Origin of the sequence: Escherichia sp. B1147 (assembly GCF_001660175.1) — a bacterium.
GTDB classification, from domain to species: domain Bacteria; phylum Pseudomonadota; class Gammaproteobacteria; order Enterobacterales; family Enterobacteriaceae; genus Escherichia; species Escherichia whittamii.
Map to the genome: position 1 here is coordinate 25,523 of NZ_LFHY01000003.1, position 25,870 is coordinate 51,392.

At 50.9% G+C, this 25,870-nt stretch carries 26 protein-coding genes; 9 read left to right on the forward strand and 17 right to left on the reverse strand.

From position 1 onward, the window contains the following. The 12 genes from A9180_RS01370 to A9180_RS01425 form a co-directional block, all read right to left on the reverse strand. Complete coding sequence (locus tag A9180_RS01370) at positions 1-1,041, reverse strand: phage late control D family protein (RefSeq protein ID WP_064525484.1); 1,041 nt, start codon at positions 1,039-1,041, stop codon at positions 1-3. Beyond that, a complete protein-coding gene (locus A9180_RS01375; protein WP_001269711.1) occupies positions 1,029-1,238 on the reverse strand; it encodes a tail protein X in 210 nt (69 codons plus the stop codon). Before A9180_RS01375 ends, A9180_RS01370 begins: the two co-directional genes overlap by 13 nt. After that, positions 1,238-2,191 carry a phage tail protein gene (locus A9180_RS01380; RefSeq protein WP_064525487.1) on the reverse strand — a complete coding sequence of 318 codons (954 nt, stop codon included), beginning with the start codon at positions 2,189-2,191 and terminating at the stop codon, positions 1,238-1,240. The genes A9180_RS01375 and A9180_RS01380 overlap by 1 nt, the downstream gene beginning before the upstream one ends. After that, on the reverse strand, positions 2,191-4,566 hold the full coding sequence (locus A9180_RS01385; RefSeq protein ID WP_064525490.1) for a phage tail tape measure protein: 2,376 nt from the start codon (positions 4,564-4,566) through the stop codon (positions 2,191-2,193). The genes A9180_RS01380 and A9180_RS01385 overlap by 1 nt, the downstream gene beginning before the upstream one ends. Positions 4,567-4,754: 188 nt before the next feature. Continuing rightward, complete coding sequence (locus A9180_RS01390; protein WP_064525493.1) at positions 4,755-5,072, reverse strand: phage tail assembly protein; 318 nt, start codon at positions 5,070-5,072, stop codon at positions 4,755-4,757. A 50-nt stretch (positions 5,073-5,122) separates the two neighbouring features. After that, positions 5,123-5,647 carry a phage major tail tube protein gene (locus A9180_RS01395; protein WP_064525496.1) on the reverse strand — a complete coding sequence of 175 codons (525 nt, stop codon included), beginning with the start codon at positions 5,645-5,647 and terminating at the stop codon, positions 5,123-5,125. Further along, entirely contained in the window at positions 5,647-7,071 is a 1,425-nt protein-coding gene (locus A9180_RS01400) for a phage tail sheath subtilisin-like domain-containing protein (RefSeq protein ID WP_064525499.1), read from the reverse strand. The genes A9180_RS01395 and A9180_RS01400 overlap by 1 nt, the downstream gene beginning before the upstream one ends. Continuing rightward, positions 7,061-7,258: a hypothetical protein gene (locus A9180_RS01405; RefSeq protein WP_064525502.1), complete on the reverse strand. Its 198-nt coding sequence runs from the start codon at positions 7,256-7,258 to the stop codon at positions 7,061-7,063. The genes A9180_RS01400 and A9180_RS01405 overlap by 11 nt, the downstream gene beginning before the upstream one ends. Continuing rightward, a complete protein-coding gene (locus A9180_RS01410; RefSeq protein WP_064525505.1) occupies positions 7,255-7,710 on the reverse strand; it encodes a Gp37 family protein in 456 nt (151 codons plus the stop codon). Before A9180_RS01410 ends, A9180_RS01405 begins: the two co-directional genes overlap by 4 nt. 231 nt (positions 7,711-7,941) lie before the next feature. Continuing rightward, positions 7,942-8,295 (reverse strand): hypothetical protein, encoded by a 354-nt coding sequence (locus tag A9180_RS01415; protein WP_064525508.1) that lies wholly within the window; start codon positions 8,293-8,295, stop codon positions 7,942-7,944. 12 nt (positions 8,296-8,307) lie between these two features. Continuing rightward, positions 8,308-8,913 carry a lytic transglycosylase domain-containing protein gene (locus tag A9180_RS01420; protein WP_064525510.1) on the reverse strand — a complete coding sequence of 202 codons (606 nt, stop codon included), beginning with the start codon at positions 8,911-8,913 and terminating at the stop codon, positions 8,308-8,310. Positions 8,914-8,915: 2 nt separating this feature from the next. Continuing rightward, on the reverse strand, positions 8,916-9,203 hold the full coding sequence (locus A9180_RS01425; protein WP_074399402.1) for a putative holin: 288 nt from the start codon (positions 9,201-9,203) through the stop codon (positions 8,916-8,918). A 537-nt stretch (positions 9,204-9,740) separates the two neighbouring features. Here A9180_RS01425 and A9180_RS01430 point away from each other — a divergent pair. Next, the gene (locus A9180_RS01430; RefSeq protein WP_001402759.1) at positions 9,741-10,082 is read left to right on the forward strand and encodes a Mor transcription activator family protein; all 342 of its coding nucleotides are present in this window, start codon (positions 9,741-9,743) and stop codon (positions 10,080-10,082) included. A 61-nt stretch (positions 10,083-10,143) separates the two neighbouring features. On the opposite strand, the gene lysC is transcribed toward A9180_RS01430, so the two are convergent. Beyond that, complete coding sequence (lysC, locus tag A9180_RS01435) at positions 10,144-11,493, reverse strand: lysine-sensitive aspartokinase 3 (protein ID WP_064525516.1); 1,350 nt, start codon at positions 11,491-11,493, stop codon at positions 10,144-10,146. Between the two features lie 293 nt (positions 11,494-11,786). Between lysC and pgi the strand changes: the two genes are divergently transcribed. The 5 genes from pgi to A9180_RS01460 all read left to right on the forward strand — a co-directional run bounded on the left by pgi (position 11,787) and on the right by A9180_RS01460 (position 17,773). Next, complete coding sequence (pgi, locus tag A9180_RS01440) at positions 11,787-13,436, forward strand: glucose-6-phosphate isomerase (RefSeq protein WP_000789986.1); 1,650 nt, start codon at positions 11,787-11,789, stop codon at positions 13,434-13,436. A gap of 511 nt (positions 13,437-13,947) precedes the next feature. Then, entirely contained in the window at positions 13,948-14,190 is a 243-nt protein-coding gene (yjbE, locus tag A9180_RS01445; protein ID WP_000757333.1) for an exopolysaccharide production protein YjbE, read from the forward strand. 114 nt (positions 14,191-14,304) lie between these two features. Beyond that, positions 14,305-14,943: a YjbF family lipoprotein gene (locus tag A9180_RS01450; protein ID WP_064525519.1), complete on the forward strand. Its 639-nt coding sequence runs from the start codon at positions 14,305-14,307 to the stop codon at positions 14,941-14,943. Further along, positions 14,940-15,677 carry a capsule biosynthesis GfcC family protein gene (locus A9180_RS01455; RefSeq protein WP_064525523.1) on the forward strand — a complete coding sequence of 246 codons (738 nt, stop codon included), beginning with the start codon at positions 14,940-14,942 and terminating at the stop codon, positions 15,675-15,677. The genes A9180_RS01450 and A9180_RS01455 overlap by 4 nt, the downstream gene beginning before the upstream one ends. Then, the gene (locus A9180_RS01460) at positions 15,677-17,773 is read left to right on the forward strand and encodes a YjbH domain-containing protein (RefSeq protein ID WP_064525526.1); all 2,097 of its coding nucleotides are present in this window, start codon (positions 15,677-15,679) and stop codon (positions 17,771-17,773) included. The genes A9180_RS01455 and A9180_RS01460 overlap by 1 nt, the downstream gene beginning before the upstream one ends. 46 nt (positions 17,774-17,819) lie before the next feature. Here A9180_RS01460 and A9180_RS01465 read toward each other — a convergent pair whose 3' ends face one another. Then, positions 17,820-18,098 (reverse strand): hypothetical protein, encoded by a 279-nt coding sequence (locus tag A9180_RS01465; protein ID WP_064525529.1) that lies wholly within the window; start codon positions 18,096-18,098, stop codon positions 17,820-17,822. Between the two features lie 288 nt (positions 18,099-18,386). Between A9180_RS01465 and psiE the strand changes: the two genes are divergently transcribed. Further along, positions 18,387-18,797 carry a phosphate-starvation-inducible protein PsiE gene (gene psiE, locus A9180_RS01475; protein WP_000202902.1) on the forward strand — a complete coding sequence of 137 codons (411 nt, stop codon included), beginning with the start codon at positions 18,387-18,389 and terminating at the stop codon, positions 18,795-18,797. 94 nt (positions 18,798-18,891) lie between these two features. Here psiE and malG read toward each other — a convergent pair whose 3' ends face one another. The 3 genes from malG to malE form a co-directional block, all read right to left on the reverse strand. Then, positions 18,892-19,782 (reverse strand): maltose ABC transporter permease MalG, encoded by an 891-nt coding sequence (gene malG, locus A9180_RS01480; RefSeq protein WP_001252058.1) that lies wholly within the window; start codon positions 19,780-19,782, stop codon positions 18,892-18,894. Between the two features lie 14 nt (positions 19,783-19,796). Continuing rightward, on the reverse strand, positions 19,797-21,341 hold the full coding sequence (gene malF, locus A9180_RS01485; RefSeq protein WP_064525532.1) for a maltose ABC transporter permease MalF: 1,545 nt from the start codon (positions 21,339-21,341) through the stop codon (positions 19,797-19,799). A gap of 245 nt (positions 21,342-21,586) precedes the next feature. After that, positions 21,587-22,777, reverse strand: coding sequence for a maltose/maltodextrin ABC transporter substrate-binding protein MalE (gene malE / locus A9180_RS01490; RefSeq protein ID WP_064525535.1), 1,191 nt, complete (start codon positions 22,775-22,777; stop codon positions 21,587-21,589). A gap of 364 nt (positions 22,778-23,141) precedes the next feature. On the opposite strand from malE, the gene malK reads away from it, so the two are divergent. Together malK and lamB are read left to right on the forward strand one after the other, a co-directional pair. Continuing rightward, entirely contained in the window at positions 23,142-24,257 is a 1,116-nt protein-coding gene (gene malK, locus A9180_RS01500; protein ID WP_064525541.1) for a maltose/maltodextrin ABC transporter ATP-binding protein MalK, read from the forward strand. Positions 24,258-24,328: 71 nt separating this feature from the next. Next, entirely contained in the window at positions 24,329-25,669 is a 1,341-nt protein-coding gene (gene lamB, locus A9180_RS01505; protein WP_064525542.1) for a maltoporin LamB, read from the forward strand. Positions 25,670-25,870: the final 201 nt, after the last annotated feature.

Sequence of the window (25,870 nt, forward strand, 5' to 3'; positions counted from 1 at the left end):
TTACTGGCTGGTCGCTGGCCCGCGCGAAACGTCGATTTCAGTGGTATAGCCGCTGCGCACAAAACTGTGAGTAGATTTATCAATCAGCCACTGACCGGAAAGCACACCAAAATCGGTTAGCTCGATTTTATTGCCTGCCGTCAGTTCCGGGCAGCCCATCATCTTTAGCGTTCCGGTTTGCTGATATTCGTTGTGGCTGTTGAGTGCAGCGTTGGCCTTTGCCTGTGCCGCGCCAACGTCCGGCGCCCGGCTATTGAGTTTTAACGTGTCGGCACTGGTGCCTGCTCCACGGGCGGACGGTTTTTGCTGGCTGTCATGTGTGTAGATAACCAACTCTTTTTTCTTACTGTTTTGATGTTGTACGGTGGCGTTCTTGTAGATGCGATTAATGGTGTCTTTGAAGGTGAAGTGGGAAACCTCTTTGCGGTCGATGCTTTTCACTGGCGCCAGGCAGCGTAACGTCGGCAGATGTGAAAAAATAAGCTCTTTTGTCGTCACTTTTACGGCATAGCCATATTCACTGGCCAGACGCTTGAGAAATCCGACATCGGTTTCGCCATACTGTGTCACCCGGTCAATCGTCAGCGGTTCGATTTTGCCCACCAGCTTCAGACCGTGAGTTTGCGCGATACGGCTGGCAATAGCCGAAAGCGTCGTTTCTTCAAAACCCTGGCTGTTACGGGTGCGCAGCGCCTGATTGACGGAAGTGGCGATGCCATCAATATTTACCGTGGAAGGTGGCGCTGAAATATCAATTTTATCAATAATATACTGACCGCAATCGAGAAGCTTCTCCCCCTGATAACCCATATGCAGCGCCAGCGTATCGCCTTTGCCGGGATACCACTCTTTTATCCAGCGTCCATCGGTATCATCCAGGGTAATCGCGATGGTATCCGACTCGTTTTTGATGCTGTCGTGGTAACTGATGCTGGTGACATAGGGCGTGATGTCATAAGTGATATCTTTATGCCCATACCAGAGGGTAAAAATGGGCGCAAGCGTGGCAAAGACGCCACCAGATACGCTTATCTCAGCCATGGTGGGATCTCCGATAAGGTTTTGTTGACGGAAATGACCGGAATAATGAGCTGAATACCGGAAGGCAGTACCGGGTAAATGGCGACATGTGGATTGGCGGCGATAATACGTTCATAAGCCAGCGCATCGCCGTAGTAATGCCATGCCAGATTATCCCAGCGTTCGCCGTCGGTGGTGATATGTTCAAGGTATCGCATCACCAGCTCCTCGTAATGGTCGCGGCAGCAAGCTGGCTCACTGCTGGAGTGGTTTGTTGTACCGTTGTTCGTGCCTGATCAACCAACGCTGCGGCTTTATCAAACGTCGCTTCGGCGATGTCGCTGGTAATGTCGTCGAAAAGCGCCTGAGCATGGTCAACCAGCGTACTGGCGTCATTGGCGCAGTCCCGGATACCTGGCATGTTACCCAGTAAAGCTTTAATCTGCGCCGACAACGCTTTTGGGAGTCCTGCCAGCGTTTGCAGATCTATTGGTTGTTTAAACAGGGTTTCGATGGCGTCGATTGTTTTTTTCAACGACGTAATTATCTTTTCACACTTTTCTTTTAACGCTTTGGCCTCTTTAATTAGTGCTTTGACCTTTGCCACTGTTTTTTTAATATCTTCAATGGCTTGAGTCAGTTCATCCAGCATCTCTTTAGCCTTACGCATACCTTCTTCAATGGCGTTTAATATCTGATCAAACCAGGACTCCACCATGTCTGGAAAATCGCTCGCCTTTTCCTCGATGTTGGGCTCCTGGGCGGTAATCGCCGGGGGTAAGAGTGGATTTTTAGGAGCGCCAGTGTACTCCTGGAGCGACATCGTTCCGCTTTGGGCAATCACATTGCCCCAGGGATCGGTGTGCTGGTGGGTGGCGGTTAACTCTGTAATCACAAACCAGCCGCGATAATCGCCATTGCCAAATACCAGTGCCATCGCTTTGTGCGCAAGCATGGCTTCACGCAGTCGATTCAGCTCTGTTGTGGGCTGGCAAAACTGGCTGTGCAGAGAAAATTCCAGCGCCAGCATATCCAGCTTATCGCCAATAAACTGCACGCCGGGTTTGCCCTCTATACGGGCATGAGTGGCGTAATCCACGCCCATTGTGCTTTTAAAGCCGTCCCAGAATGTGACAACCTTAAATTCAATCTCTCCTAAAACGGCATACATCAGGCATACCCCCGGCGCTGTTGTTGCGCCATTACGTCGTTAATCATTCTTTCCAGTTCGCGTTTACTCATCGTCAACACGTTCTGAATGTCTTTAGTGGTGTTTTGTCCGTTACCCTGCACGGTAATTTGTGGCGAAAAATTCACCTGAACTTTTCCTGAGGAACGGGAAGGTAGCGTCGCCGGTTTGGTTACGGATTTACCAGGTAAAGAAGCCGATGCGGGGTTGGTGGCTGTATTTTTTGCCGCTGGTGCCGATGGCGGCGTTGTCGTTTTGCTGGGGGGCGCGAGTTGTTTGCCCACCAGAGGTGTTAAAATTGCACCGGCAACGCCTGGAACAACGGTTGCGGGGGAGACGGATGCGGTATTCGTCGTGCTTGTAACAGCCGTAGCCGATCCTTCTGTGCTAATACCCATCGTGGTTTTTAGCCAGTCCGGTAAGACGTTTTTGACCTGATCAATAATGCCTTTCAGAGCGGGGAAGGCATTCATTATGCCGTCAACCAGACTGCCCAGAAGATTGCTGCCGAACTCGCTAAAACTCGCTGGCATCTCAACGCCAAACCAATTCATCACACTGGAAAAGGCGCTATAGAACAACTCCAGCGGCGACCAGTCGAGAATCAACCGGCAAATTCCTGCAATGCCACCGTCAAAGGCCGTGGTGATACGTTGCCAGATGGTCGAAAAGAACCTTGAGATAGGCTCCCAGTTGCGATAAATCAGATAAGCGGCGCCCGCAATCGCAGTGATGACCAGACCAATGGGATTCATCAATAACACCCGGCCTAGCGAGAGAACGGTTAAACCAACCAGTTTCAATGCTCCGATTAGGCCACGACCAAGCAGTAGCGATAGCCATTTTGCGCCGCCACCCAATGACTTAACCGCCGATAGTACCTTACTCGCTGCGCCTGTGAGCGCCAGACTTGCCCTGACTTTCAGGAAGATATCGACCAGACGAATAAACGGCGAGGCGATGAAGTTCGCGCCCAGCTTTAAAACATTCAGTGCGCCGTTAAACAGCCAAATCGCCCCGACGATTTTCGCAATGTTTTGCACCAGCGCCGGGTGTTCACGTATCCAGGCGCTGAACTGGCGAATCACTGGCGTAAGGCTTTGCGCCAGCTCGCCAATCAGCGGCATTAATTGCAAGCCAATGCTGAGCCATAAATCATTTAACGCCAGCTGTAACGCTTTAGTCTGTTCAATAGGCGAGGCCATCTGCGCAGAAAAGTCGGAGTCAATCAGATTCTTGCTGCTGGCTTGCATGGCGGAAGTTTTTAACTGGCGATACTCTTCCATATTCGCCAACATAGGAGCCAGGAATTCCACAGTTTGTGCATCGCCGAACATTTCACCCAGATTAAATTGCGTCACCATCGATTGCAGTGCATTGCCGCGAGCAGATAAATCCTCAATCTGCATGGTGCGTTTGAAGGTGCCGAGGATCGCCGGATTCATCTTCTCAAGCTGCATTTGCACGATATGAGTCATGGCTTCGCTAACACCCATGCCGTTTTGCTGATGTTCAAGCAGAGAGCCTTGCAGATCGACGCCCTGGCTGGCGAACCAGTTATCGGTTTTTTTCGAAAAGGTGGTTTGCAGAAAGTGGTCGAAATTCTCCGCCGCCGCACTGGCGCTGGCACCGTTTTTCATGGCGATCTGCATTGTGGCGGTCAGTTCAGCCATACCTTCTAAACCTTGCGCACCCGTTTTACCTGCAAATTTGTCTATCCACTGCGTTTGCTCGGCAACGGCAGGCCCACCGCTTTTGCTAATGTCGTACATCATGTTTTGCGCGGCGTGGAAATTTTCTGGCGCAATATTCAGGCGATCATGAGTTGTGAGCGCGGCATTCGCCCATGTTTCAGCACTTTCGCGTGTGGCGGTGGCAGCTTTGGCGATCTCCGGCATATAACGGTTGAGATCCTGCAACGACGACAAATTGCCTTCGATCAGCGTTTGGGCTGCGTTCTGTAATGTGGTCTGCTGCTGGTTAAAATCCATGCTCCAGTCGCGCAGGTTAAGGCTGAGCGTCACGCTGGTTGTATCATTCATCCCACCTTTGGTCGCTATATTGACCATGTTGTCCTGAAACTCATACGGCAACTTCCAGTCAGGGGCTTCAACATTGAATACCTTGTTAAATTGCCCGGCAAATGTTTGGGTTTTCTCCATCAGATCAGCGCGGTTCCGGCTATTTTCCTCCAGGCGGAGAGCAGAATCGGCAAGTTGCTGCGTTAGTTTGATTACTGTCGCTTGCTGAGAAGAGAGAGCTAACAATGTTCTGGCGTTGAGTGAGCCGTAACGGGCTATTGCCTGCGTCAACGTCTCATTACGCGTCTGAAGCAGGGTAATAATATCGTTGGCCAAAATTGTTTCTCTTATAGATTGGTGATGGCCCGCTGGTTAGTTTTCTGAAAAATGGGCAGGGAAGAAATAAACCTGGCGGGCTTTAAAGAACTCGCAGACATCAGGTCTGCGAGTCATATTCGATCTTTATTTGAGCGCTGGCTTCATCCAGCCAGTTGCTAAAGTCATCTATTGTGAGCGCGTCGATCTCACTGGGCGGAAAGCGAAACCATCTCGCCAGTAGCGCCATTGCCTGCCATAGCAAGGGAGGATTCTGTAGCCACGCTAAGCATGGATTGAAATCGTTTCTGCAACGCCTGGTAATCCAGCAAATCCATTTCAGCTAAATCTTCCGGCACCAGTCCGGTCATCGCCGCCATCAGCGGTTCATCCCATTCTTCTGGCTTTTCGCTGATTCGGCGTGCGTTGCGCATATCTTTTACTTTCAGGCGACGTAATTGCAGAGTGTTAATTACGTCTCCCGCCGCTGAAGTAAACGGAAACTGTAAGATATAGTGTTCTGTCATTTTGTATCCTTATTTATTTTGCGAAGTTCGGGGCGGTAGCCCCGAATAACTTAACCACCGATGTTATTGCGATAGGTACTTAATTGATCCACGCCGTTAACGCGGAAAATATTCGCCAGGTAATCCAGTTCCAGCAGTGTTTCGCCATCGACTACTTGTTTAATATAAGTGCAGCCAAAGGCGCTGCTGAATTCCGGGTTTTCATTCTGTTTAAATGTGCCCAGTGGATTCTTTTTAAACATCACGGTTAAATGTGTCACTAATGCTAATTGATTCGCTTTCCCCTGGGAGTTATAGCAATCAATGCTGGAGCGGCACTGTAATGCTACCGCCTGCCACGGATTTGCCGTTTTACGCATGACGTCATGATAAAAGGAGTTCCATTTAATTTCCCCCTCCAGTTTATCGAAACCAGCCGGGAGTTCGATTTTACCCACCATGCCCAGTGCCTTATGCTCTTGCATAATTAAACTGACATCCGGCAATTTAATTTCGGTTGCACGACCTAAAAGGTTATTACCATCGAGATAAATATTGGCGTTGGTAATACGATTAATTTGAATTTTTCCAGCCATTAGCTATTGCTCTCCAGAGAGACTAAGTATTCAGAAGTAATTTCAGTTTCAAACGTCAGACGTTCCAGCGGCGGCGGCGGGGTGAATTTATAGCTCAGCAATAAATGCCCGGCGCTGAGTTCAGTCGGTGAATTTCTCGCCGGATCGTACCAGCACTCAAAGCCAAGCAGTGCGCCGTCGGCAATCAGTTTTCGGCCCCAGGTATTTACCGATTCGGTTAGCGCGTCAATAAGTGCCTGATTAATAGGCATATCAATATACTGTTGGCTGAAATAGCGGATCGACTCGTTAATCACATCACCCGTGCGGCGAACGTTCTCAAAGTTACGCATATGGGTCACGGTCGGCCATGCTGCAGTGCGGTTGCCCCATAAACGCAGACCAGAGCCGTAACTATTGAAAATAGTGGTAATGCCGTTTTCGTTGAGCTGATTCACTTCACTTTGCGGGTCATCGATCATCGCGGAAAGTGAACGTTCGATACCGGTAATACCCTGAATTTCCTGGTTTGAGTTGCTCCACCAGAAACCTTTCTCCACGTCCAGTTTGGCACGCAGCCCGGCAGCGCGCGAAGAGAGCGGTTCGAGAATTTCCTGGTTGGTTGCGCCGTCATAAACTTTGACGTGCGGATAGCACAAACGCGCACGGTCAGAGCTGGTGTTGAAGTTGATTGCGCCTTGCGAACCGCGTCCAGCTAACACCTGCTGGAATGTAGTACCGATTGGGGCGTCAATGTAGGCGATAGCACCGAGTTTTTCCGCTTGTGCAATTAGCTCAGTAGTCACCGATTTTTGCGTACAGAAAACGGGAGCAAGCAGGATTTTGGCGTAGAAACCATACAGGTTATAAGTGTCCTGTAGCAGTTTCATCCCCGTGCGATCGCCTGCGGTATTAACGGCACCGATAATATCGGCTGCGGTAACCTTTGTAGGATCGCACCAGGAATAATAGGCGCAAACTTTTGCCCCAGGAGGAATGTCGGCTCCTTTTCGGGTAATTATGCCTGTTTGTTCATCTACGCTAAATGCTGCGGTGTTATAGGTTGTTGAATTTGATGAAGAGGGCTTTAGTACCACGTTACGCACATTGCGGTGAGCGAGTCTCGCCTGGTTGTTAGCATCAAAAGTGATACTCTCATTGCTGATGCTGGAGCCATGTTTTGCCGGATCTAGTACGTTAATCACCACCACCGTACCGGCGCCGTGGTCATAAATTGCCTTCAGCGCTTGCGGGATCGTAAAGTTAGCCATGCCTGCGCCAAACTGCGCGGCATCGCTTTCAGAAAGGCATAATGTTGGTTTGTTTACCGGACCACAGGGGGCCGTACCGATTAAAGCGATGACGGCGGATTTTACCGCTTTAACCGGACGCGGGCCGGTTTCAATTTCAATGGTTTCTACACCGTGCAGGTAATTAGCTGCCATGTACAATTTCCTCTGCGTTGTTTTGTTCTTCCTGAGTGATGACAGGAGTCAGGTGATTGCGGGCAATCATGGTCATGACCCACTCGTTGTCTTCTGGCAGATCAATTTCACTGTTCGGCCACAATAAGATTTCTTGTCCGTCGGCAAGGGTGACGCCGCTTGCCGGGCCGTTGTAGATGTATTTCATTCCGTTTCCTCGTAATTAACTTCCGTAAGCAGGGGAAGATCCGTGCTTTCCTGTTCAGCGATAAACAGCGAGCTGGTCGCCATTTCCAGGATGTAGCGGCAGAAACCGCCGCTCTCACCCGTATTAGTTTCTTTTTCAAGCCAAAGAAGACGATCGCAATCAGGAAGCTGAAGGCCACCCAATGTGCTGCGTATGCGATCCAGTGCGTTTAACGCGTCACAATTTTTGCCAACAATAACGGTGGCGGTTAAGCGGAGTATTTGCTGTTGCACAATGGCATCACTGCTTTCGGGCGTGGTAAAGACAGAACCGCTATAATTAATAATCACCGCAATTTGCTGTGTCTGTGGAATATATTTTTGGGCGTCCGTAGATGAAATAAATATGTCCATTTCAGGATGCCGAATACGTAATTTAACCACGACATAATTCATTACAGATAAAGTTTTCATATGAGGTGTACCTTAATTACCGCTCACTTCGTTATCGTTGAAATGTATTCTGAAGCAGTGAAGGTGAAGAATCTTTTAATGTGATTTAGAGAAAAAATTGAATGACTATAAAAATCCCCACGCTTACCTAAAGGTGGGGATGTATTTAATATACTCGTCATACTTCAAGTTGCATGTGCTGCGTCTGCGTTAGCTCACCCCAGTCACTTACTTATGTAAGCTCCTGGAGATTCATTCGCTTGCCGCCTTCCTGCAACTCGAATTATTTAGAGTATAGCTGCCACGTTGTAACAGCTCGATTTTGCTATATAAGGCATCCAGCTTTGCTTCTAATACAGCTTGCCCACGAAGATAATCTTCTCTGCGGACATAATGCAGCGGAAGCTCGGCACGAAATTCGAGAAATTCTCTTTCCAGTTTCGACCAACTTGTTTCTGATTCCCTGCGGGCATTTTCCAGAGACTCAAAACGTTCATTAAGTCGTTTTTCAATTTGTGCTAACAGCAATTTTCCGGCAGCAAATATTAATCCAACGAAGGAAAGCATAAGGGAGATCACTTCCCAAAAATCGATACTGAGTTTCATCGGCCCCTCTGATTAGTGAAGACAGCTTGCCTGTCCCCAGAGTAAATAGCGGGCGGCGTGTTGATAGAGAATCATCTTTGGGTAGCGACGATTTTCTCGCCAGTTCGAGGGGCTGCGCCCGGCGTTGACTTGCTCGACATGACCAAACCAGATAGTGGCATCTAACCCTTTGGATGCAGCCAGTTTTTTATCCCGGTTAACCCATCCCTGACCGCCGTTATAGGCGCTTAGGGTAAATGCCATACGCTGACAATCATTTTTCGCAGAGATGTTTTTCCACAAATGCTGGTCATATTGCACCAGCGCGCGAATTGCCCAGGTTGGGTTATACGGTTTGTTTTCACGCAGTTGTGGATACAACTGGCTTATCCATGTCGCTGTAGCAGGCATAAATTGCGCCATACCCTGCGCGCCAACAGGGGAACGTGCCATTGGCAGCCAGGCAGACTCCTGATGTAATTGCCCGGCAAAGTCAGCCACTGGGGCGTTCAGTCCCCAGACTTCTCGAGCGGTACGAATTAGTTCGTTTCGCCATGCCAGAGAGGCTCGCGGCGGTTCAGAGGCGTTAAGCGGGAAAAGAACGAAAATAATCATAGACACGATATATTTCAGCCACATCACTATAGCCCTAACGCGACGGAAAGGCAGACGGCAGCAACGATGATAGCCCGACGAATCATTGCCGCCGCGCAGCAACGCGGCTCCTTCCAGGGGGAAAAAGAGTCAGGTCGTGCCCAGGGGAACAAACTGCGATCGAGCCAGTATCCCAGTACTGCGGAAAGCGAAACCAGGCTTAGTTTATAAATGACGACCGGGATTTGTGCTGAAGAGGTCCAGCCGATCAATGCAATCAGAGCAATGGCTGCAGCCAGCCAACCGGAAAGCCGGGGAAATGTGATTTTTTTCATACGATATCTCCTCATAAGTGAGCGTTTAGTGTCGTCAGAACCCTCCAGTGAAGAATGAAAAAGGCTTTAATAAATAACTTTAAAAAATAGATTCTCTATAAATGAACATGCCCGCTAATAAATCCCCCCATCAATAAAAGAGTAAAAGTTGACCTGGAGAATAAGCGCGTCATTATGCAGGGGAAAGATGATGGTGGATCGTAGAGGTAGTCGATAGTTATTTGATTTTTAAAGTTTGTTTAAGAAATTTAGCGACTGTGAGGAGAACGTTATTTTTACACTACAGGTAAAAATAATACTGTATACACATACAGCATCGTGTAAAATGGTACTCCTGTTGGCAAGAAACATAACGCAAGCAATATATTTATTTTGTGAATTTATGAAGTTCATTGATATTAAAGTTTTATACTTCTGATAATTGTTTATTTGTTTGTTGAATGTATTGAGTAACAGTAATAACAACTGTTTAGCGTATATCCGTGGTTTTACACGCATCGGGTCTTATACAGGATGCAAGATATATGGAGATGAAAAATGATACGAAAATCAAAAGAGATGGCCCGGACACCGGAGATCATTAACGACCTGGCTTTTCATGCATCGCAAGTTCTGATTGAGAGCATTAATCTGGACAGCTCATCGGCAGAAAATGTGGGTTTTGCCATTGCCGATCGAATGATGCGCAACTGGGGTGGGCAAAGCATTTATTTCCCTAAGGGGATCTCCGGACGAGCATCGGAGCGTGACTACCAAATCTATAGCGAGTGCGATGGGCGCAACTACGCCGAATTAGCGAAGAAATATAATCTGACGCTGCAATGGATTTATAAGATAGTCAAACGTGTGCATACGGAGAAGCAGCAGAGTCGTATGTAGTGATGATTGCACCGGCATGGCGAGTAGCGATACGGAGTCGCAACTCGCCTGTACTGATCGTTTACTCAAACAAATTACTATGCAATTTCTGCACGACTTGCTCCGCGTCTTCGCCTGGTACCAGGAAGCACAGGTTATGGCTGGAAGCGCCGTAGCAAATCATGCGAATGTTGAACGGTTCAAGTACGCCAAACACCTCTTTGCCAACGCCACAGGCTTTTGACAGGTCGTTACCAATCAGAGCCACCAGTGCCAGGCCTTCTTCCACTTCCACCCGGCACAGCGCTGAAAGCTCCATCAGCAGCGATTGTGTCAGCAACGTATCGCCCGTTGACGTTGAACCGGTAGTGTCGAGGGTCAGCGCCACGCTCACCTCAGACGTAGTAATTAAATCCACCGAAATATTATGCCGTGCGAGAATGCCGAAAACTTCCGCGAGGAAGCCGCGAGAATGCAGCATATTCAGGCTATGCAGGGTTAACAGCGTTTGTTTGCGACGCAGAGCCAGCGCACGGAACAACGGCGGATTTTCGGTTTTATTACACACCAAAGTACCGCCAGCACGCGGATCTTTACTTGAACCGACAAACACCGGGATATCGCTGCGCACTGCAGGCAGTAAGGTTGCCGGATGAAGTACTTTGGCGCCAAAGGTTGCCATCTCAGCCGCTTCTTCAAAGGCGATTTCATCAATTCGTTTAGCATCAGGCACGACGCGTGGGTCGGTAGTATAAATCCCCGGCACATCTGTCCAGATATCGACACGAGCAGCGTTTAACGCTTCTGCCAATAGTGCCGCCGTGTAGTCACTACCGCCGCGACCAAGTGTTGTGGTTCGCCCTTTACTTTCACTCCCAATAAAGCCCTGAGTGATGACTAAACCTTCGCTGAGACGTGGGGTTAGTTGCAGCGCAGACAGTTCCTTCAGCGCAGCAATATCTGGCTCCGCGCGGCCAAAGCGATCGTTTGTGCGCATCACTTTACGCACATCAAACCACTGGGCCTGAACATTGCGCTCACGCAGAATCTCCACAAACAGCAGGGTAGACATTAGTTCGCCGTGGCTGACCAGTTCATCAGTTAGCGCTGGAGAGGTTGCCAGTGCAGCAGCTTCCGCCAGCACAGTAATATTCTCCAGTAGACGTTCAATCTCTTCGCGGATGACATTGGGGTAGCGCAGACGTTCCAGAATAGCGAACTGGATATTGCGAATAGCATCAAGTTTTGCGAAGCGTTCAGCTGGTTCCAGTCCTTCAGCCAGAGCAACCAACAGATTAGTGATCCCGGCGGAAGCCGAGAGGACGACTAAACGCACATTTGCATCGGAAAGCACAATGTCGGCGCTGCGATTCATGGCGTCAAAATCAGCAACGCTAGTACCACCAAATTTAGAGACAACAATATCGGGCATAACTACCTCGTGTCAGGGAGTGGAAGAAGCGACCATGGCACAAAGGCAGAACTGAAACCGGTGCAGGCGCAAACCGTATTTATAAATAAAAGGTGTGGGGGAGGCTGTCAACGCTGGGATTATGCGGATTTTTCATGCAGCGGGAGTGGTGAGAAATTGTGCTTATAACAGCGATACTTTTTACCCTCTTCGCTAGCCAGTCGAGCTAACGGCACTAAAACCATCACATTTTTCTGTGACTGGCGCTACAATCTTCCAAAGTCACAATTCTCAAAATCAGAAGAGTATTGCTAATGAAAAACATCAATCCAACACAGACCGCAGCCTGGCAGGCACTACAGAAACACTTCGATGAAATGAAAGACGTAACGATCGCCGATCTTTTTGCTAAAGACGGCGATCGTTTTTCTAAGTTCTCCGCAACCTTCGACGATCAGATGCTGGTGGATTACTCCAAAAACCGCATCACCGAAGAGACGCTGGCGAAATTGCAGGATCTGGCGAAAGAGTGCGATCTGGCGGGCGCGATTAAGTCGATGTTCTCTGGCGAGAAGATCAACCGCACCGAAAACCGTGCCGTGCTGCACGTGGCGCTGCGTAACCGTAGCAACACCCCGATTCTGGTTGATGGCAAAGATGTCATGCCGGAAGTTAACGCAGTGCTGGAGAAGATGAAAACCTTCTCGGAAGCGATTATTTCTGGTGAGTGGAAAGGCTATACCGGCAAAGCAATCACCGACGTGGTGAACATCGGTATCGGCGGTTCTGACCTTGGTCCGTACATGGTGACTGAAGCACTGCGTCCGTACAAAAATCACCTGAACATGCACTTTGTTTCTAACGTCGATGGGACTCACATCGCGGAAGTGCTGAAAAAAGTAAACCCGGAAACCACGCTGTTCCTGGTAGCATCCAAAACCTTTACTACTCAGGAAACCATGACCAACGCTCATAGCGCGCGTGACTGGTTCCTGAAAGCGGCAGGTGATGAAAAACACGTTGCGAAACATTTCGCTGCGCTTTCCACCAACGCCAAAGCCGTCGGCGAGTTTGGTATTGATACCGCCAACATGTTCGAGTTTTGGGACTGGGTCGGCGGCCGTTACTCTTTGTGGTCAGCGATTGGTCTGTCGATTGTTCTCTCCATTGGCTTTGATAACTTCGTTGAACTGCTTTCTGGCGCACATGCGATGGACAAGCATTTCTCCACCACGCCTGCGGAGAAAAACCTGCCTGTACTGTTGGCGCTGATCGGCATCTGGTACAACAATTTCTTTGGCGCTGAAACTGAAGCGATTCTGCCGTACGACCAGTATATGCACCGTTTCGCGGCGTACTTCCAGCAGGGCAATATGGAGTCCAACGGTAAGTACGTTGACCGTAACGGTAACGTCGTGGATTACCAGACTGGCCCGATTATCTGGGGTGAACCAGGTACGAACGGTCAGCACGCGTTTTACCAGCTGATCCACCAGGGAACCAAAATGGTGCCGTGTGATTTCATCGCCCCGGCTATCACTCATAATCCGCTCTCTGATCACCACCAGAAACTGCTGTCTAACTTCTTCGCTCAGACTGAAGCGCTGGCGTTTGGTAAATCCCGTGAAGTGGTTGAACAGGAGTATCGCGATCAGGGTAAAGATCCGGCAACGCTCGACTACGTAGTGCCGTTCAAAGTGTTCGAAGGCAACCGCCCGACCAACTCTATCCTGCTGCGCGAAATCACTCCGTTTAGCCTGGGGGCATTGATTGCGCTGTATGAGCACAAAATCTTTACTCAGGGCGTGATCCTGAACATCTTCACCTTTGACCAGTGGGGCGTGGAGCTGGGTAAACAGCTGGCGAACCGCATTCTGCCGGAGCTGAAAGATGACAAAGAAATCAGCAGCCACGATAGCTCAACCAATGGGCTGATTAACCGCTATAAAGCATGGCGCGGTTAATCATCGTGCATGCCTGATGTCGCTACGTAGGCCGGATAAGGCGTTTACGCCGCATCCGGCAACCGGTGCCCTGATGCGACGCGGTCGCGTCTTATCAGGCCTACAGGTCTCTGCCGATATGTACGTCGTATTCGGCAATTGATACATAGCACAATTGATTAAATAACCTTAATAAAAATGCCGACTATAAGTCGGCATTGTTTTATCAGATAAATCCCCTTGTCTGTGATTTAACAAAAGCCATACCGTGAGGTTAATCCTAAAATAGATTTTTAGTCTGTGATAATTTCGGAAAATACGCAGGTTAATCACTTTTGTGTTTATTTTAACTTAATGATTTACATGATTATTTATATATAATGAAAATATATAATTGATATTCATTCCAATTATCCTAAAACCCCATCACTAATTACCCGCGCCGTAATTCGCATGCTTTAGTTGTGTATACTCGATCCCGCCCGAAATGTTTTTGGGTAAATCTCCATTCATTCAATGAAGGGAAATTCTTATGAAAAAAGTTCTGTATGGCATTTTTGCCATATCTGCGCTTGCGGCGACTTCTGCGTGGGCTGCACCTGTACAGGTGGGCGAAGCGGCAGGGTCGGCGGCAACGTCGGTTTCGGCGGGGAGTTCCTCCGCGACCAGCGTCAGCACCGTAAGCTCGGCGGTGGGTGTCGCGCTCGCGGCAACCGGTGGCGGTGATGGTTCTAATACCGGAACCACCACAACCACGACCACCAGTACCCAGTAATAACGTATGTATCCCCAAAATAATTCGAGTCATCGCATCTGAGGCTTGAAGTATGACGGGGATTTACCATAACCACACTCCGGTGTGGTTATTCTGCCCCTCTGGAGAAGAGTCGTGAAGCGACCTGCACTCATTCTTATCTGCCTGTTATTACAGGCGTGTTCAGCCACTACTCAAGAGCTGGGCAATTCACTGTGGGACAGTCTGTTCGGTACGCCAGGCGTACAACTGACGGACGATGATATTCAAAATATGCCCTACGCCAGCCAGTACATGCAGCTTAATGGTGGTCCACAGTTATTTGTCGTTTTGGCCTTTGCTGAAGACGGACAACAAAAATGGGTCACTCAGGATCAGGCGACTCTCGTCACACAACATGGGCGTCTGGTGAAGACTTTGCTTGGCGGCGACAACCTGATTGAAGTGAATAACCTTGCCGCTGACCCGCTGATCAAACCCGCACAAATCGTTGATGGCGCAACATGGACCCGCACGATGGGCTGGACCGAGTATAAGCAGGTGCGCTACGCCACCGCACGCTCGGTCTTCAAATGGGATGGTACCGATACCGTCAAAGTCGGCAGCGATGAAACCCCGGTTCGTGTGCTGGACGAAGAAGTCTCAACCGACCAGGCGCGCTGGCATAACCGCTACTGGATCGATAGCGAAGGTCAAATTCGCCAGTCGGAACAGTATCTCGGCGCGGACTACTTCCCGGTGAAAACCACTCTCATCAAGGCGGCAAAACAGTGATTAAACAAACTATTGTCGCGTTGATTTTGAGCGTGGGAGCGTCATCGGTCTTTGCGACGGGAACCGTCAAGGTATTCAGCAATGGCAACAGCGAAGCCAAAACGCTAACGGGCGCAGAGCATTTAATTGATCTGGTGGGGCAACCACGACTGGCGAATAGCTGGTGGCCCGGAGCGGTGATCAGCGAAGAGCTGGCAACGGCGGCAGCATTGCGCCAGCAGCAGGCGTTGCTGACACGGCTGGCAGAACTGGCCGCAGATTCCAGCACCGACGATGCCGCCGCCATTAACGCTTTACGCCAGCAAATTCAGGTGTTGAAGGTGACTGGCAGGCAAAAAATCAATCTTGATCCCGATATCGTGCGCGTTGCCGAACGCGGTAATCCGCCGTTGCAGGGCAACTACACGCTGTGGGTCGGACCACCACCGTCCACTGTCACGCTGTTCGGGCTTATCAGCCGTCCTGGCAATCAGCCATTCACCCCTGGTCGCGATGTGGCGAGCTATCTCTCCGGCCAGAGCCTGCTTAGTGGTGCGGATCGCAGCTATGCGTGGGTCGTTTACCCGGACGGACGCACGCAAAAAGCGCCGGTGGCTTACTGGAACAAGCGTCACGTAGAGCCGATGCCCGGCAGCATTATTTATGTTGGCCTGGCGGACTCCGTCTGGAGTAAGGCGCCTGACGCCCTGAACGCCGACATTCTTCAGACTCTGACGCAGCGGATACCGCAATAATGAAAAAAAGACATCTGTTCAGCTTGCTGGCACTGGGCATTAGCACAGCCTGCTACGGCGAAACGTATCCTGCACCCATTGGCCCGTCGCAATCGGATTTCGGCGGAGTCGGTTTGTTACAAACACCCACCGCTCGTATGGCGCGGGAAGGGGAGTTAAGTCTGAACTATCGCGATAACGATCAGTACCGTTATTACTCTGCCTCAGTGCAACTCTTCCCGTGGCTGGAAACAACGCTACGCTACACCGACGTGCGCACCCGCCAGTACAGCAGCGTCGAAGCGTTCTCTGGTGATCAAACGTACAAAGATAAAGCCTTCGATCTCAAACTGCGTTTGTGGGAAGAGAGTTACTGGCTGCCACAGATAGCGGTTGGTGCGCGGGATATCGGCGGTACGGGGCTGTTTGATGCGGAATATCTTGTCGCCAGCAAAGCCTGGGGGCCGTTCGATTTTACGCTTGGCCTGGGCTGGGGATATCTGGGCACCAGCGGTAATGTAAAAAATCCGCTCTGTTCAGCCAGTGATAAATATTGCTATCGCGATAACAGCTACAAACAGGCGGGATCTATCGACGGCAGCCAGATGTTCCACGGCCCGGCCTCACTGTTTGGCGGCGTGGAATACCAGACGCCCTGGCAGCCGCTGCGCCTGAAACTGGAATATGAGGGCAATAATTATCAGCAGGATTTTGCCGGGAAGCTGGAGCAAAAAAGTAAGTTTAACGTCGGGGCGATTTATCGCGTTACCGATTGGGCCGACGTTAACCTTAGCTATGAACGCGGTAACACCTTTATGTTTGGCGTCACGCTGCGCACCAACTTTAACGATCTACGTCCTTCGTACAACGATAACGCCCGCCCGCAATATCAACCGCAGCCACAGGATGCCATTTTGCAGCACTCGGTGGTGGCGAATCAGTTAACGCTGTTGAAATACAACGCCGGACTGGCCGATCCGCAGATCCAGACGAAAGGCGATACGTTATACGTCAGCGGCGAGCAAGTGAAATATCGTGATTCGCGTGAAGGGATCATCCGTGCTAATCGGATCGTGATGAACGATCTGCCGGATGGGATCAAGACGATCCGTATCACGGAAAACCGCCTTAACATGCCGCAGGTGACGACGGAAACCGATGTCGCCAGCCTGAAAAAACATCTCGCCGGAGAGCCGTTGGGCCACGAAACGAAGCTGGCGCAAAAACGCGTCGAGCCGGTGGTTCCTGCGTCCACCGAGCAGGGATGGTATATCGACAAATCGCGCTTTGATTTCCATATCGATCCGGTCTTAAACCAGTCAGTCGGTGGCCCGGAAAACTTTTACATGTACCAACTTGGCGTGATGGGAACGGCGGATTTGTGGCTGACAGACCATCTGCTCACCACCGGTAGCCTGTTTGCGAACCTGGCGAACAACTACGACAAGTTTAACTACACCAATCCACCACAGGACTCGCACTTACCGCGCGTTCGTACCCATGTGCGTGAGTATGTGCAGAATGATGTCTATGTGAATAACCTGCAAGCCAACTACTTCCAGCATCTGGGCAACGGCTTCTACGGTCAGGTCTACGGCGGTTATCTCGAAACCATGTTTGGCGGTGTGGGGGCAGAAGTGTTGTATCGCCCGCTGGATAGCAACTGGGCGTTAGGTCTGGATGCCAACTACGTTAAACAGCGCGACTGGCGTAGCGCAAAAGATATGATGAAATTCACCGATTACAGCGTGAAAACCGGACATCTGACCGCGTACTGGACGCCATCTTTCGCTCAGGATGTGTTAGTGAAAGCCAGCGTCGGGCAGTATCTGGCAGGGGATAAAGGCGGCACGCTGGAGATAGCCAAACGCTTTGATAGCGGCGTGGTGGTTGGCGGCTATGCCACGATCACTAATGTTTCGAAAGAGGAGTATGGGGAAGGGGACTTCACCAAAGGCGTGTATGTCTCTGTACCGTTGGATCTCTTCTCGTCTGGCCCGACACGTAGCCGTGCGGCGATTGGCTGGACGCCGCTGACGCGTGACGGTGGTCAGCAACTTGGGCGTAAGTTCCAGTTGTATGACATGACCAGCGACCGTAGCGTGAATTTCCGCTAAGTCATGGGAAAGGTGCCAGTTTTCGCAATCACTGGCACCTTCACTCTTAATGGCCTGTCGAGCCATCAGGAACGCAGTTTACCCCCGGTTTGCGATCTGGTGTGTAAAGGCGAAAACATTCTGTCTTCCTGTCCGTCGATATCGGTTGCAGGTCTGGTTGCCTGAGCGACTGGGCCATCATTGGGCTGGAGACATTGCTTTGCGGAAGGTCGGCTTTATCAGCAGTACCGAGCGGACCGGCAAAAGCAGGAAGAACAGAGACTGATAACAACAAAGCAGCAAAATAAGGCTTCATTTTTACCACCTTTATCAGGTTACGTTTCATTTGTTCCAGAGGAACATTGTCGATTTTTCGCGCATTGCTGGTGGCTGGGAATCACCTGAATGGGTGATTTTTTGGGCAGTGTGTCTTGCCGGATGCGCCGCCAGGCGCGGCTTATCCGGCCTACGGATTAGCACCAACGTGTAGGCCGGATAAGGCGTTCACGCCGCATCTGGCGTTGGCGGAAGGAGCCATCTAACTTCAGGTTGAACAAAACATACACAAAAAATATAGATCTCCGTCACATTTTTACGTTATACAGGAAGCTCGCCACTGAGTTGGAGGGCTGTTATGACGTCGCTATCTCGTCCCCGCGTGGAGTTTATCTCCACTATTTTGCAGACCGTACTCAATCTTGGCCTGTTGTGCCTGGGCCTGATTCTGGTTGTCTTTCTCGGTAAAGAAACGGTGCATCTGGCTGATGTGCTGTTCGCGCCAGAACAAACCAGCAAGTACGAGCTGGTGGAAGGGCTGGTGGTTTACTTTCTCTATTTCGAATTTATCGCCCTGATTGTGAAATACTTTCAGTCCGGTTTTCACTTCCCACTACGTTACTTTGTCTATATCGGGATCACCGCCATTGTGCGCTTGATCATCGTCGATCATAAATCACCATTGGATGTGTTGATCTACTCTGCGGCGATCCTGCTACTGGTGATAACCCTATGGCTGTGTAATTCGAAACGGCTGAAGCGGGAATAAAAAAGAGGCGCTCCGAAGAGCGCCGAATAACAGTCACAAGTTGGGATAACGTAAGTTGAGGGTGTAGCGGCATAACATTGGCACAACAACATCTTTAACCTTTCACACCACCTGCCGTCAGGCCGTTGACCAGCCAGCGTTGGGCCAGCAAGAAGACGATGGTGATGGGTAATGCAGACATCACGGCAGCGGCAGCAAAATCGCCCCACAGGTAGTTTTGCGGGTTGAGGTATTGCTGCATACCCACGGCCAGGGTGTAGCTGTTCACGTCACGCAGTAACAATGATGCGACCGGAACTTCGGTAATGGCAGCAATAAACGACAGGATGAACACCACCGCCAGAATCGGTACTGACAGCGGTAACAGGACGAGGCGGAAAGCCTGCCACGGTGTCGCGCCGTCCAGCGCCGCCGCTTCTTCCAGCGAGCTGTCGATGGTTTCGAAATAACCTTTGATGGTCCAGACGTGCAGTGCAATCCCACCCAGGTACGCGAAGATAACGCCACCGTGGGTATTCAGGCCGATGAACGGAATATACTCGCCCAGGCGGTCAAATAACGCATACAACGCCACCAGTGAGAGTACCGCCGGGAACATCTGGAAAATCAGCATCCCTTTCAGCAGCGTCGCTTTGCCAGGAAAGCGCATACGGGCGAAGGCGTAGGCGCAGGTGGTAGAGAGCGCCACGATACCAATCGCGGAAATTCCGGCGACCTTCACCGAGTTCCATAGCCACAGCAGTACCGGGAACGGCGGTGGCGTAATGCGACCATCAGCCTGTTCAACGCTAAAACCTAACGCCAGTTTCCAGTGATCCCATGAGATTTGTTCCGGGATCAGGCTACCGGTTGCGAAGTTTCCCTGGCGCAGCGAGATTGCAACGACCATCAGCAGCGGGAACATAATCGCCGCGATAAAAAGTAGCAGTAGCAGGTGAGTAATAAACAAACGTGCTTTTTGCGATTTCGGTTGGACCATTGCCATTTTTGTTATCTCCCTTAATCAAACTTCATTCGCGTGGCTTTCAGGTTCACTATCGCCAACGCACCCACCAGCAGGAAGATCAGCGTGGCAATCGCCGCCGCCAGACCGAAGTCCTGACCACCGCCGCCTTCAAAGGCGATACGGTAGGTGTAGTTAACGAGCAGGTCGGTATAACCGGCTGGCGTGGTGGTGCCAAGACGATCCGGGCCGCCGTTGGTCAACAGTTGAATCAGCACGAAGTTGTTAAAGTTAAAGGCGAAGCTGGCGATCATTAGCGGTGTGAGCGGCTTAATCAGCAGCGGTAGCGTAATCTTAAAAAAGTTCTGGAACGGACTTGCGCCATCCATTGCTGAGGCTTCATACAGATCGTCCGGAATCGCTTTCAACAAGCCCATGCAGAGGATCATCATGTACGGATAACCCAGCCAGGTGTTGACGATAATCAGCATCGTTCGTGCGGTGGTCGGGTCGCTGAACCAGGCGGGCTTCACGCCAAACAGCGCGCTCAACATCATGTTGATTTCACCAAAGCTCTGGTTGAACAATCCTTTGAAAATCAAAATTGAAATAAACGATGGCACCGCGTAGGGCAGAATCAGCAGTACGCGGTAGATAGCTTTGCCGCGCAACGCTTCCCACTGCACCAGACACGCCAGCACCATGCCGACCGCCACCGTTAAAAAGACGGTGATAAGCGAGAACACCACGGTCCAGACGAAAATTGCGAGGAACGGTTTTTGGATCCCTTCGTCGGTGAAGACGCGAGTAAAGTTTTTCCAGCCAGTAGTCACGGTATAACCTGGGCTGAGTTTTTCGTCACCCCAGTTGCCGTCAGCAGTGATGGACTGGTAAAAACCAATCTGGTCGTTTGGACGATATTTTACGCCGCTCTGATTATTGGTCAGCGTACCGTCATCGCCTAATGTGTACAGCGGCTGAGTGCCAGAGAACTGGCGCAGGGAGCTCATCATCACTTTGTTACCATCCGGCAGAATGGCAGTAATGTTGCTCAGGGCTTGACGATTCTGGGTAATCGCGCGCAGATTCGCACGCTCGCCTTCAGGCTGCGTGGCGCTTTCCTTCAGTTCCAGTTTTTGCTCGCCGCCAAATTTGAAAGCGTCTGAGAGATAATTTTTGCCGGTTTCGCCGTCGGTGAGTGCCAGTTGCCACTCGTCGCCCGCGGGATAAAGCCCAAAGTTATAGGTTTTCCCTGCCTGCCAGGAGCGGTCCAACAGAACTTCCTGAGCGCGTTCAAAGGTAAGCTGATTGGTGCTGCTGTAGTTGGTGAAGGCGATGGCGATGGTACAAACCAGAGGGAAGAGGACGAATAGCCCCATTCCTGCCATTCCCGGATAAACATAGCGCCAGGCGTAAGCTTTACGGTTGGCGAAAATATAGAGCCCCGCTGAACTCAAAATCAGCGTGGTAATGGCGAACAGGTATTCCCCTTGTGCGTACATTAAAACAACAAGGTAACCCACCAGCAGGCCGAGCAGACCTAACACTGACCATTTCAGCGCGTCGCTTTGCCACCAATGTTTCTTTTTAATGACATCCATGGGGTTCTTCCTCATTCCAGGACGGATAAAGCGTTTACGCCGCATCCGGCAACAACTGCCTGATGCGACGCAGGTGCGTCTTATCAGGCCTACATACGTTTCGTTTTCGTAGGCCGGATAAGGCGTTCACGCCGCATCCGGCAACAACTGCCTGATGCGACGCTGGTGCGTCTTATCAGGTCTACATACGTTTCGTTTTCGTAGGCCGGATAAGGCGTTTACGCCGCATCCGGCATTTCACAGCATTACTTGGTGATACGACCCTGTGCATCTTTCAGCGCGGCATCAACAGTCTGACGACCACTGGCTGCGTTGATCACTGCGGTACGCACGGCATACCAGAAGGCGGACATCTGCGGGATGTTCGGCATGATTTCACCATTCTTGGCGTTATCCATGGTGGCGGCGATGCGCTGATCTTTCGCCAGCTGATCCTGGTAAGACTTCAGCGCCACGGCGCCAAGCGGTTTATCTTTATTCACCGCTTCCAGACCTTCGTCGGTCAGCAGGTAGTTTTCGAGGAACTCTTTCGCCAGCTCTTTGTTCGGACTGGCCGCGTTAATGCCTGCACTCAGCACGCCAACGAACGGTTTGGACGGTTGCCCCTTGAAGGTCGGCAGCAGCGTCACGCCGTAGTTCACTTTGCTGGTATCGATGTTGGACCATGCCCACGGACCATTAATGGTCATCGCAGTTTCTCCTTTGTTAAAGGCTGCCTCTGCGATGGAGTAATCAGTATCCGCATTCATGTGTTTGTTTTTAACCAGATCAACCAGGAAGGTCAGACCCGCTTTCGCGCCAGCGTTATCCACGCCAACGTCTTTCACGTTGTATTTGTCGTTTTCATACTTGAACGCATAACCACCGTCGGCAGCAATCAGCGGCCAGGTGAAGTACGGTTCTTGCAGGTTGAACATCAGCGCGCTCTTACCTTTCGCTTTCAGTTCTTTATCCAGCGCCGGGATCTCTTCCCAGGTTTTTGGCGGGTTCGGCAGCAGATCTTTGTTATAAATCAGCGATAACGCTTCAACTGCAATTGGGTAAGCAATGAGTTTGCCGTTAAAACGCACGGCATCCCAGGTGAACGGATATATCTTGTCCTGGAGCGCTTTGTCCGGGGAAATTTCAGCCAGCAGGCCTGACTGGGCGTAGCCGCCAAAGCGGTCGTGCGCCCAGAAGATGATGTCCGGACCATCGCCAGTTGCCGCAACTTGAGGGAATTTCTCTTCCAGTTTATCCGGGTGCTCAACGGTGACTTTAATTCCGGTATCTTTCTCGAATTTCTTACCGACTTCAGCGAGGCCGTTGTAGCCTTTATCGCCGTTAATCCAGATTACCAGTTTACCTTCTTCAATTTTGGCGAGAGCCGGGGCGGAAAACATCATCGTCGTTAATGCGGATAATGCGAGGATGCGTGCACCTGTTTTTATTTTCATAATCTCTGGTCCTTGTTGGTGAAGTGCTTGTGAAAACACCTATACGGACTCTAGTTTCTTTATACGGCAACCTCTTTCCATCCTCCTTGCCCCTACGCCCCACCTTCGCTTTGCGTGATCTCTGTCACAGAAGCAGCAGTATTGCGGGTTGGCGCACATAAAATCGCCATGATTTTTGCAAGCAACTTCACGAATTTCCGTACTTTTCATCGGATTAGTATGCAGATGCCTTCTTCTCGTCCTCCCGCCTCCTCCCCCATAAAAAAGCCTGGGGGTGGAGGATTTAAGCCATCTGTCGATGAAGCATAGTCACCGCATCATGAATGTTGCTGTCGATGACAGGTTGTAACGAAGGGAGAAGGGCATGGCGAGCGTACAGCTGCAAAATGTAACGAAAGCCTGGGGTGAGGTCGTGGTATCGAAAGATATTAATCTCGAGATCCACGAAGGCGAATTCGTGGTGTTTGTCGGGCCATCTGGCTGCGGTAAATCAACATTACTGCGCATGATTGCCGGCCTTGAGACGATTACCAGCGGCGACCTGTTCATCGGTGAGAAACGAATGAACGACACCCCGCCAGCCGAACGCGGCGTCGGAATGGTGTTCCAGTCCTATGCGCTCTATCCCCATCTGTCAGTGGCAGAAAACATGTCCTTTGGCCTGAAACTGGCGGGCGCGAAGAAAGAGGTGATCAACCAGCGCGTTAACCAGGTGGCGGAAGTTCTGCAACTGGCGCACTTGCTGGATCGCAAACCGAAGGCACTCTCCGGTGGGCAGCGTCAGCGAGTGGCGATTGGTCGAACACTGGTGGCCGAGCCAAGCGTGTTTTTACTCGATGAACCGCTCTCCAACCTTGATGCTGCGCTGCGTGTGCAGATGCGTATCGAAATCTCCCGCCTGCATAAACGTCTGGGCCGCACGATGATCTACGTCACCCACGATCAGGTCGAAGCGATGACGCTGGCCGATAAAATCGTGGTACTGGATGCCGGGCGCGTGGCGCAGGTCGGGAAACCGCTTGAGTTGTATCACTACCCGGCCGACCGCTTTGTCGCCGGTTTTATCGGTTCGCCGAAGATGAACTTCCTGCCGGTAAAAGTGACCGCCGTTGCAATCGATCAAGTCCAGGTTGAGCTGCCGATGCCAAACCTCCAGCAAGTCTGGCTTCCGGTTGAAAGCCACAACGTTCAGGTCGGAGCCAACATGTCACTTGGCATTCGCCCGGAACATCTACTGCCAAGTGATATTGCCGACGTCATCCTTGAAGGTGAAGTTCAGGTCGTCGAACAACTCGGCAACGAAACCCAAATTCATATCCAGATCCCTTCCATTCGTCAAAACCTGGTGTACCGCCAGTCTGACGTAGTGTTGGTAGAAGAAGGTGCCACATTCGCTATCGGCCTGCCGCCAGAGCGTTGCCATCTGTTCCGTGAAGATGGCACTGCGTGTCGTCGACTGCATCAGGAGCCGGGCGTTTAAGCACCCTACAAAAGACACAAAACCTGTGACAGGTGATGTGAAAAAAGAAAAGCAATGACTCAGGAGATAGAATGATGATTACTCTGCGCAAACTTCCTCTGGCGGTTGCCGTCGCAGCGGGCGTAATGTCTGCTCAGGCAATGGCTGTGGATTTCCACGGTTACGCTCGTTCCGGTATCGGCTGGACAGGGAGCGGCGGTGAACAACAGTGTTTCCAGACTACCGGTGCTCAAAGTAAATACCGTCTTGGCAACGAATGTGAAACTTATGCTGAATTAAAATTGGGACAGGAAGTGTGGAAAGAGGGCGATAAGAGCTTCTATTTCGACACTAACGTGGCCTATTCCGTAGCACAACAGAATGACTGGGAAGCCACCGATCCGGCCTTCCGTGAAGCGAACGTGCAGGGTAAAAACCTGATTGAATGGCTGCCTGGTTCCACCATTTGGGCCGGTAAGCGTTTCTATCAGCGTCATGACGTTCATATGATCGACTTCTACTACTGGGATATTTCTGGTCCTGGTGCCGGTCTGGAAAACATTGATGTTGGCTTCGGTAAACTCTCTCTGGCAGCAACCCGCTCTTCTGAAGCAGGTGGTTCCTCCTCTTTCGCCAGCAACAATATTTATGACTATACCAACGAGACAGCGAACGATGTCTTCGACGTGCGTTTAGCGCAGATGGAAATCAACCCGGGCGGAACTTTAGAGCTGGGTGTCGACTATGGTCGCGCTAACCTGCGTGATAACTACCGTCTGGTTGATGGTGCATCGAAAGATGGCTGGATGTTCACTGCCGAGCATACCCAGAGCATCCTGAAAGGCTTTAACAAGTTTGTTGTTCAGTACGCTACTGACTCGATGACCTCGCAGGGTAAAGGTCTGTCGCAGGGTTCTGGCGTTGCGTTTGATAACGAAAAATTTGCCTACAATATCAACAACAACGGTCACCTGCTGCGTATCCTGGATCATGGTGCGATTTCTATGGGTGACAACTGGGACATGATGTACGTGGGTATGTACCAGGACATCAACTGGGATAACGACAACGGCACCAAATGGTGGACCGTCGGTATTCGTCCGATGTACAAGTGGACGCCGATCATGAGTACCTTGCTGGAAGTGGGCTACGACAACGTCGAATCCCAGCGTACTGGCGACAAGAACAATCAGTACAAAATCACCCTTGCACAACAATGGCAGGCTGGCGACAGCATCTGGTCACGCCCGGCAATCCGTGTCTTCGCAACCTACGCTAAGTGGGATGAGAAATGGGGCTATGACTACAACGGTAGTTCCTCTTCCAACCCGAACTACGGTAAAGCCGTTCCGGCGAACTTCGAAGGCGGAAGCTTCGGTCGCGGCGATAGCGACGAGTGGACCTTCGGCGCCCAGATGGAAATCTGGTGGTAATAGCTAATCGTAGGCCGGATAAGGCGTTCACGCCGCATCCGGTAATCAACGCCTGATGCGACGCTGTCGCGTCTTATCAGGCCTACAACTGTTGGTGAATGTAGGCCGGATAAGGCGTTCACGCCGCATCCGGTAATCAATGCCTGATGCGACGCTGTCGCGTCTTATCAGGCCTACAACTGTTGGCGAATGTAGGCCGGA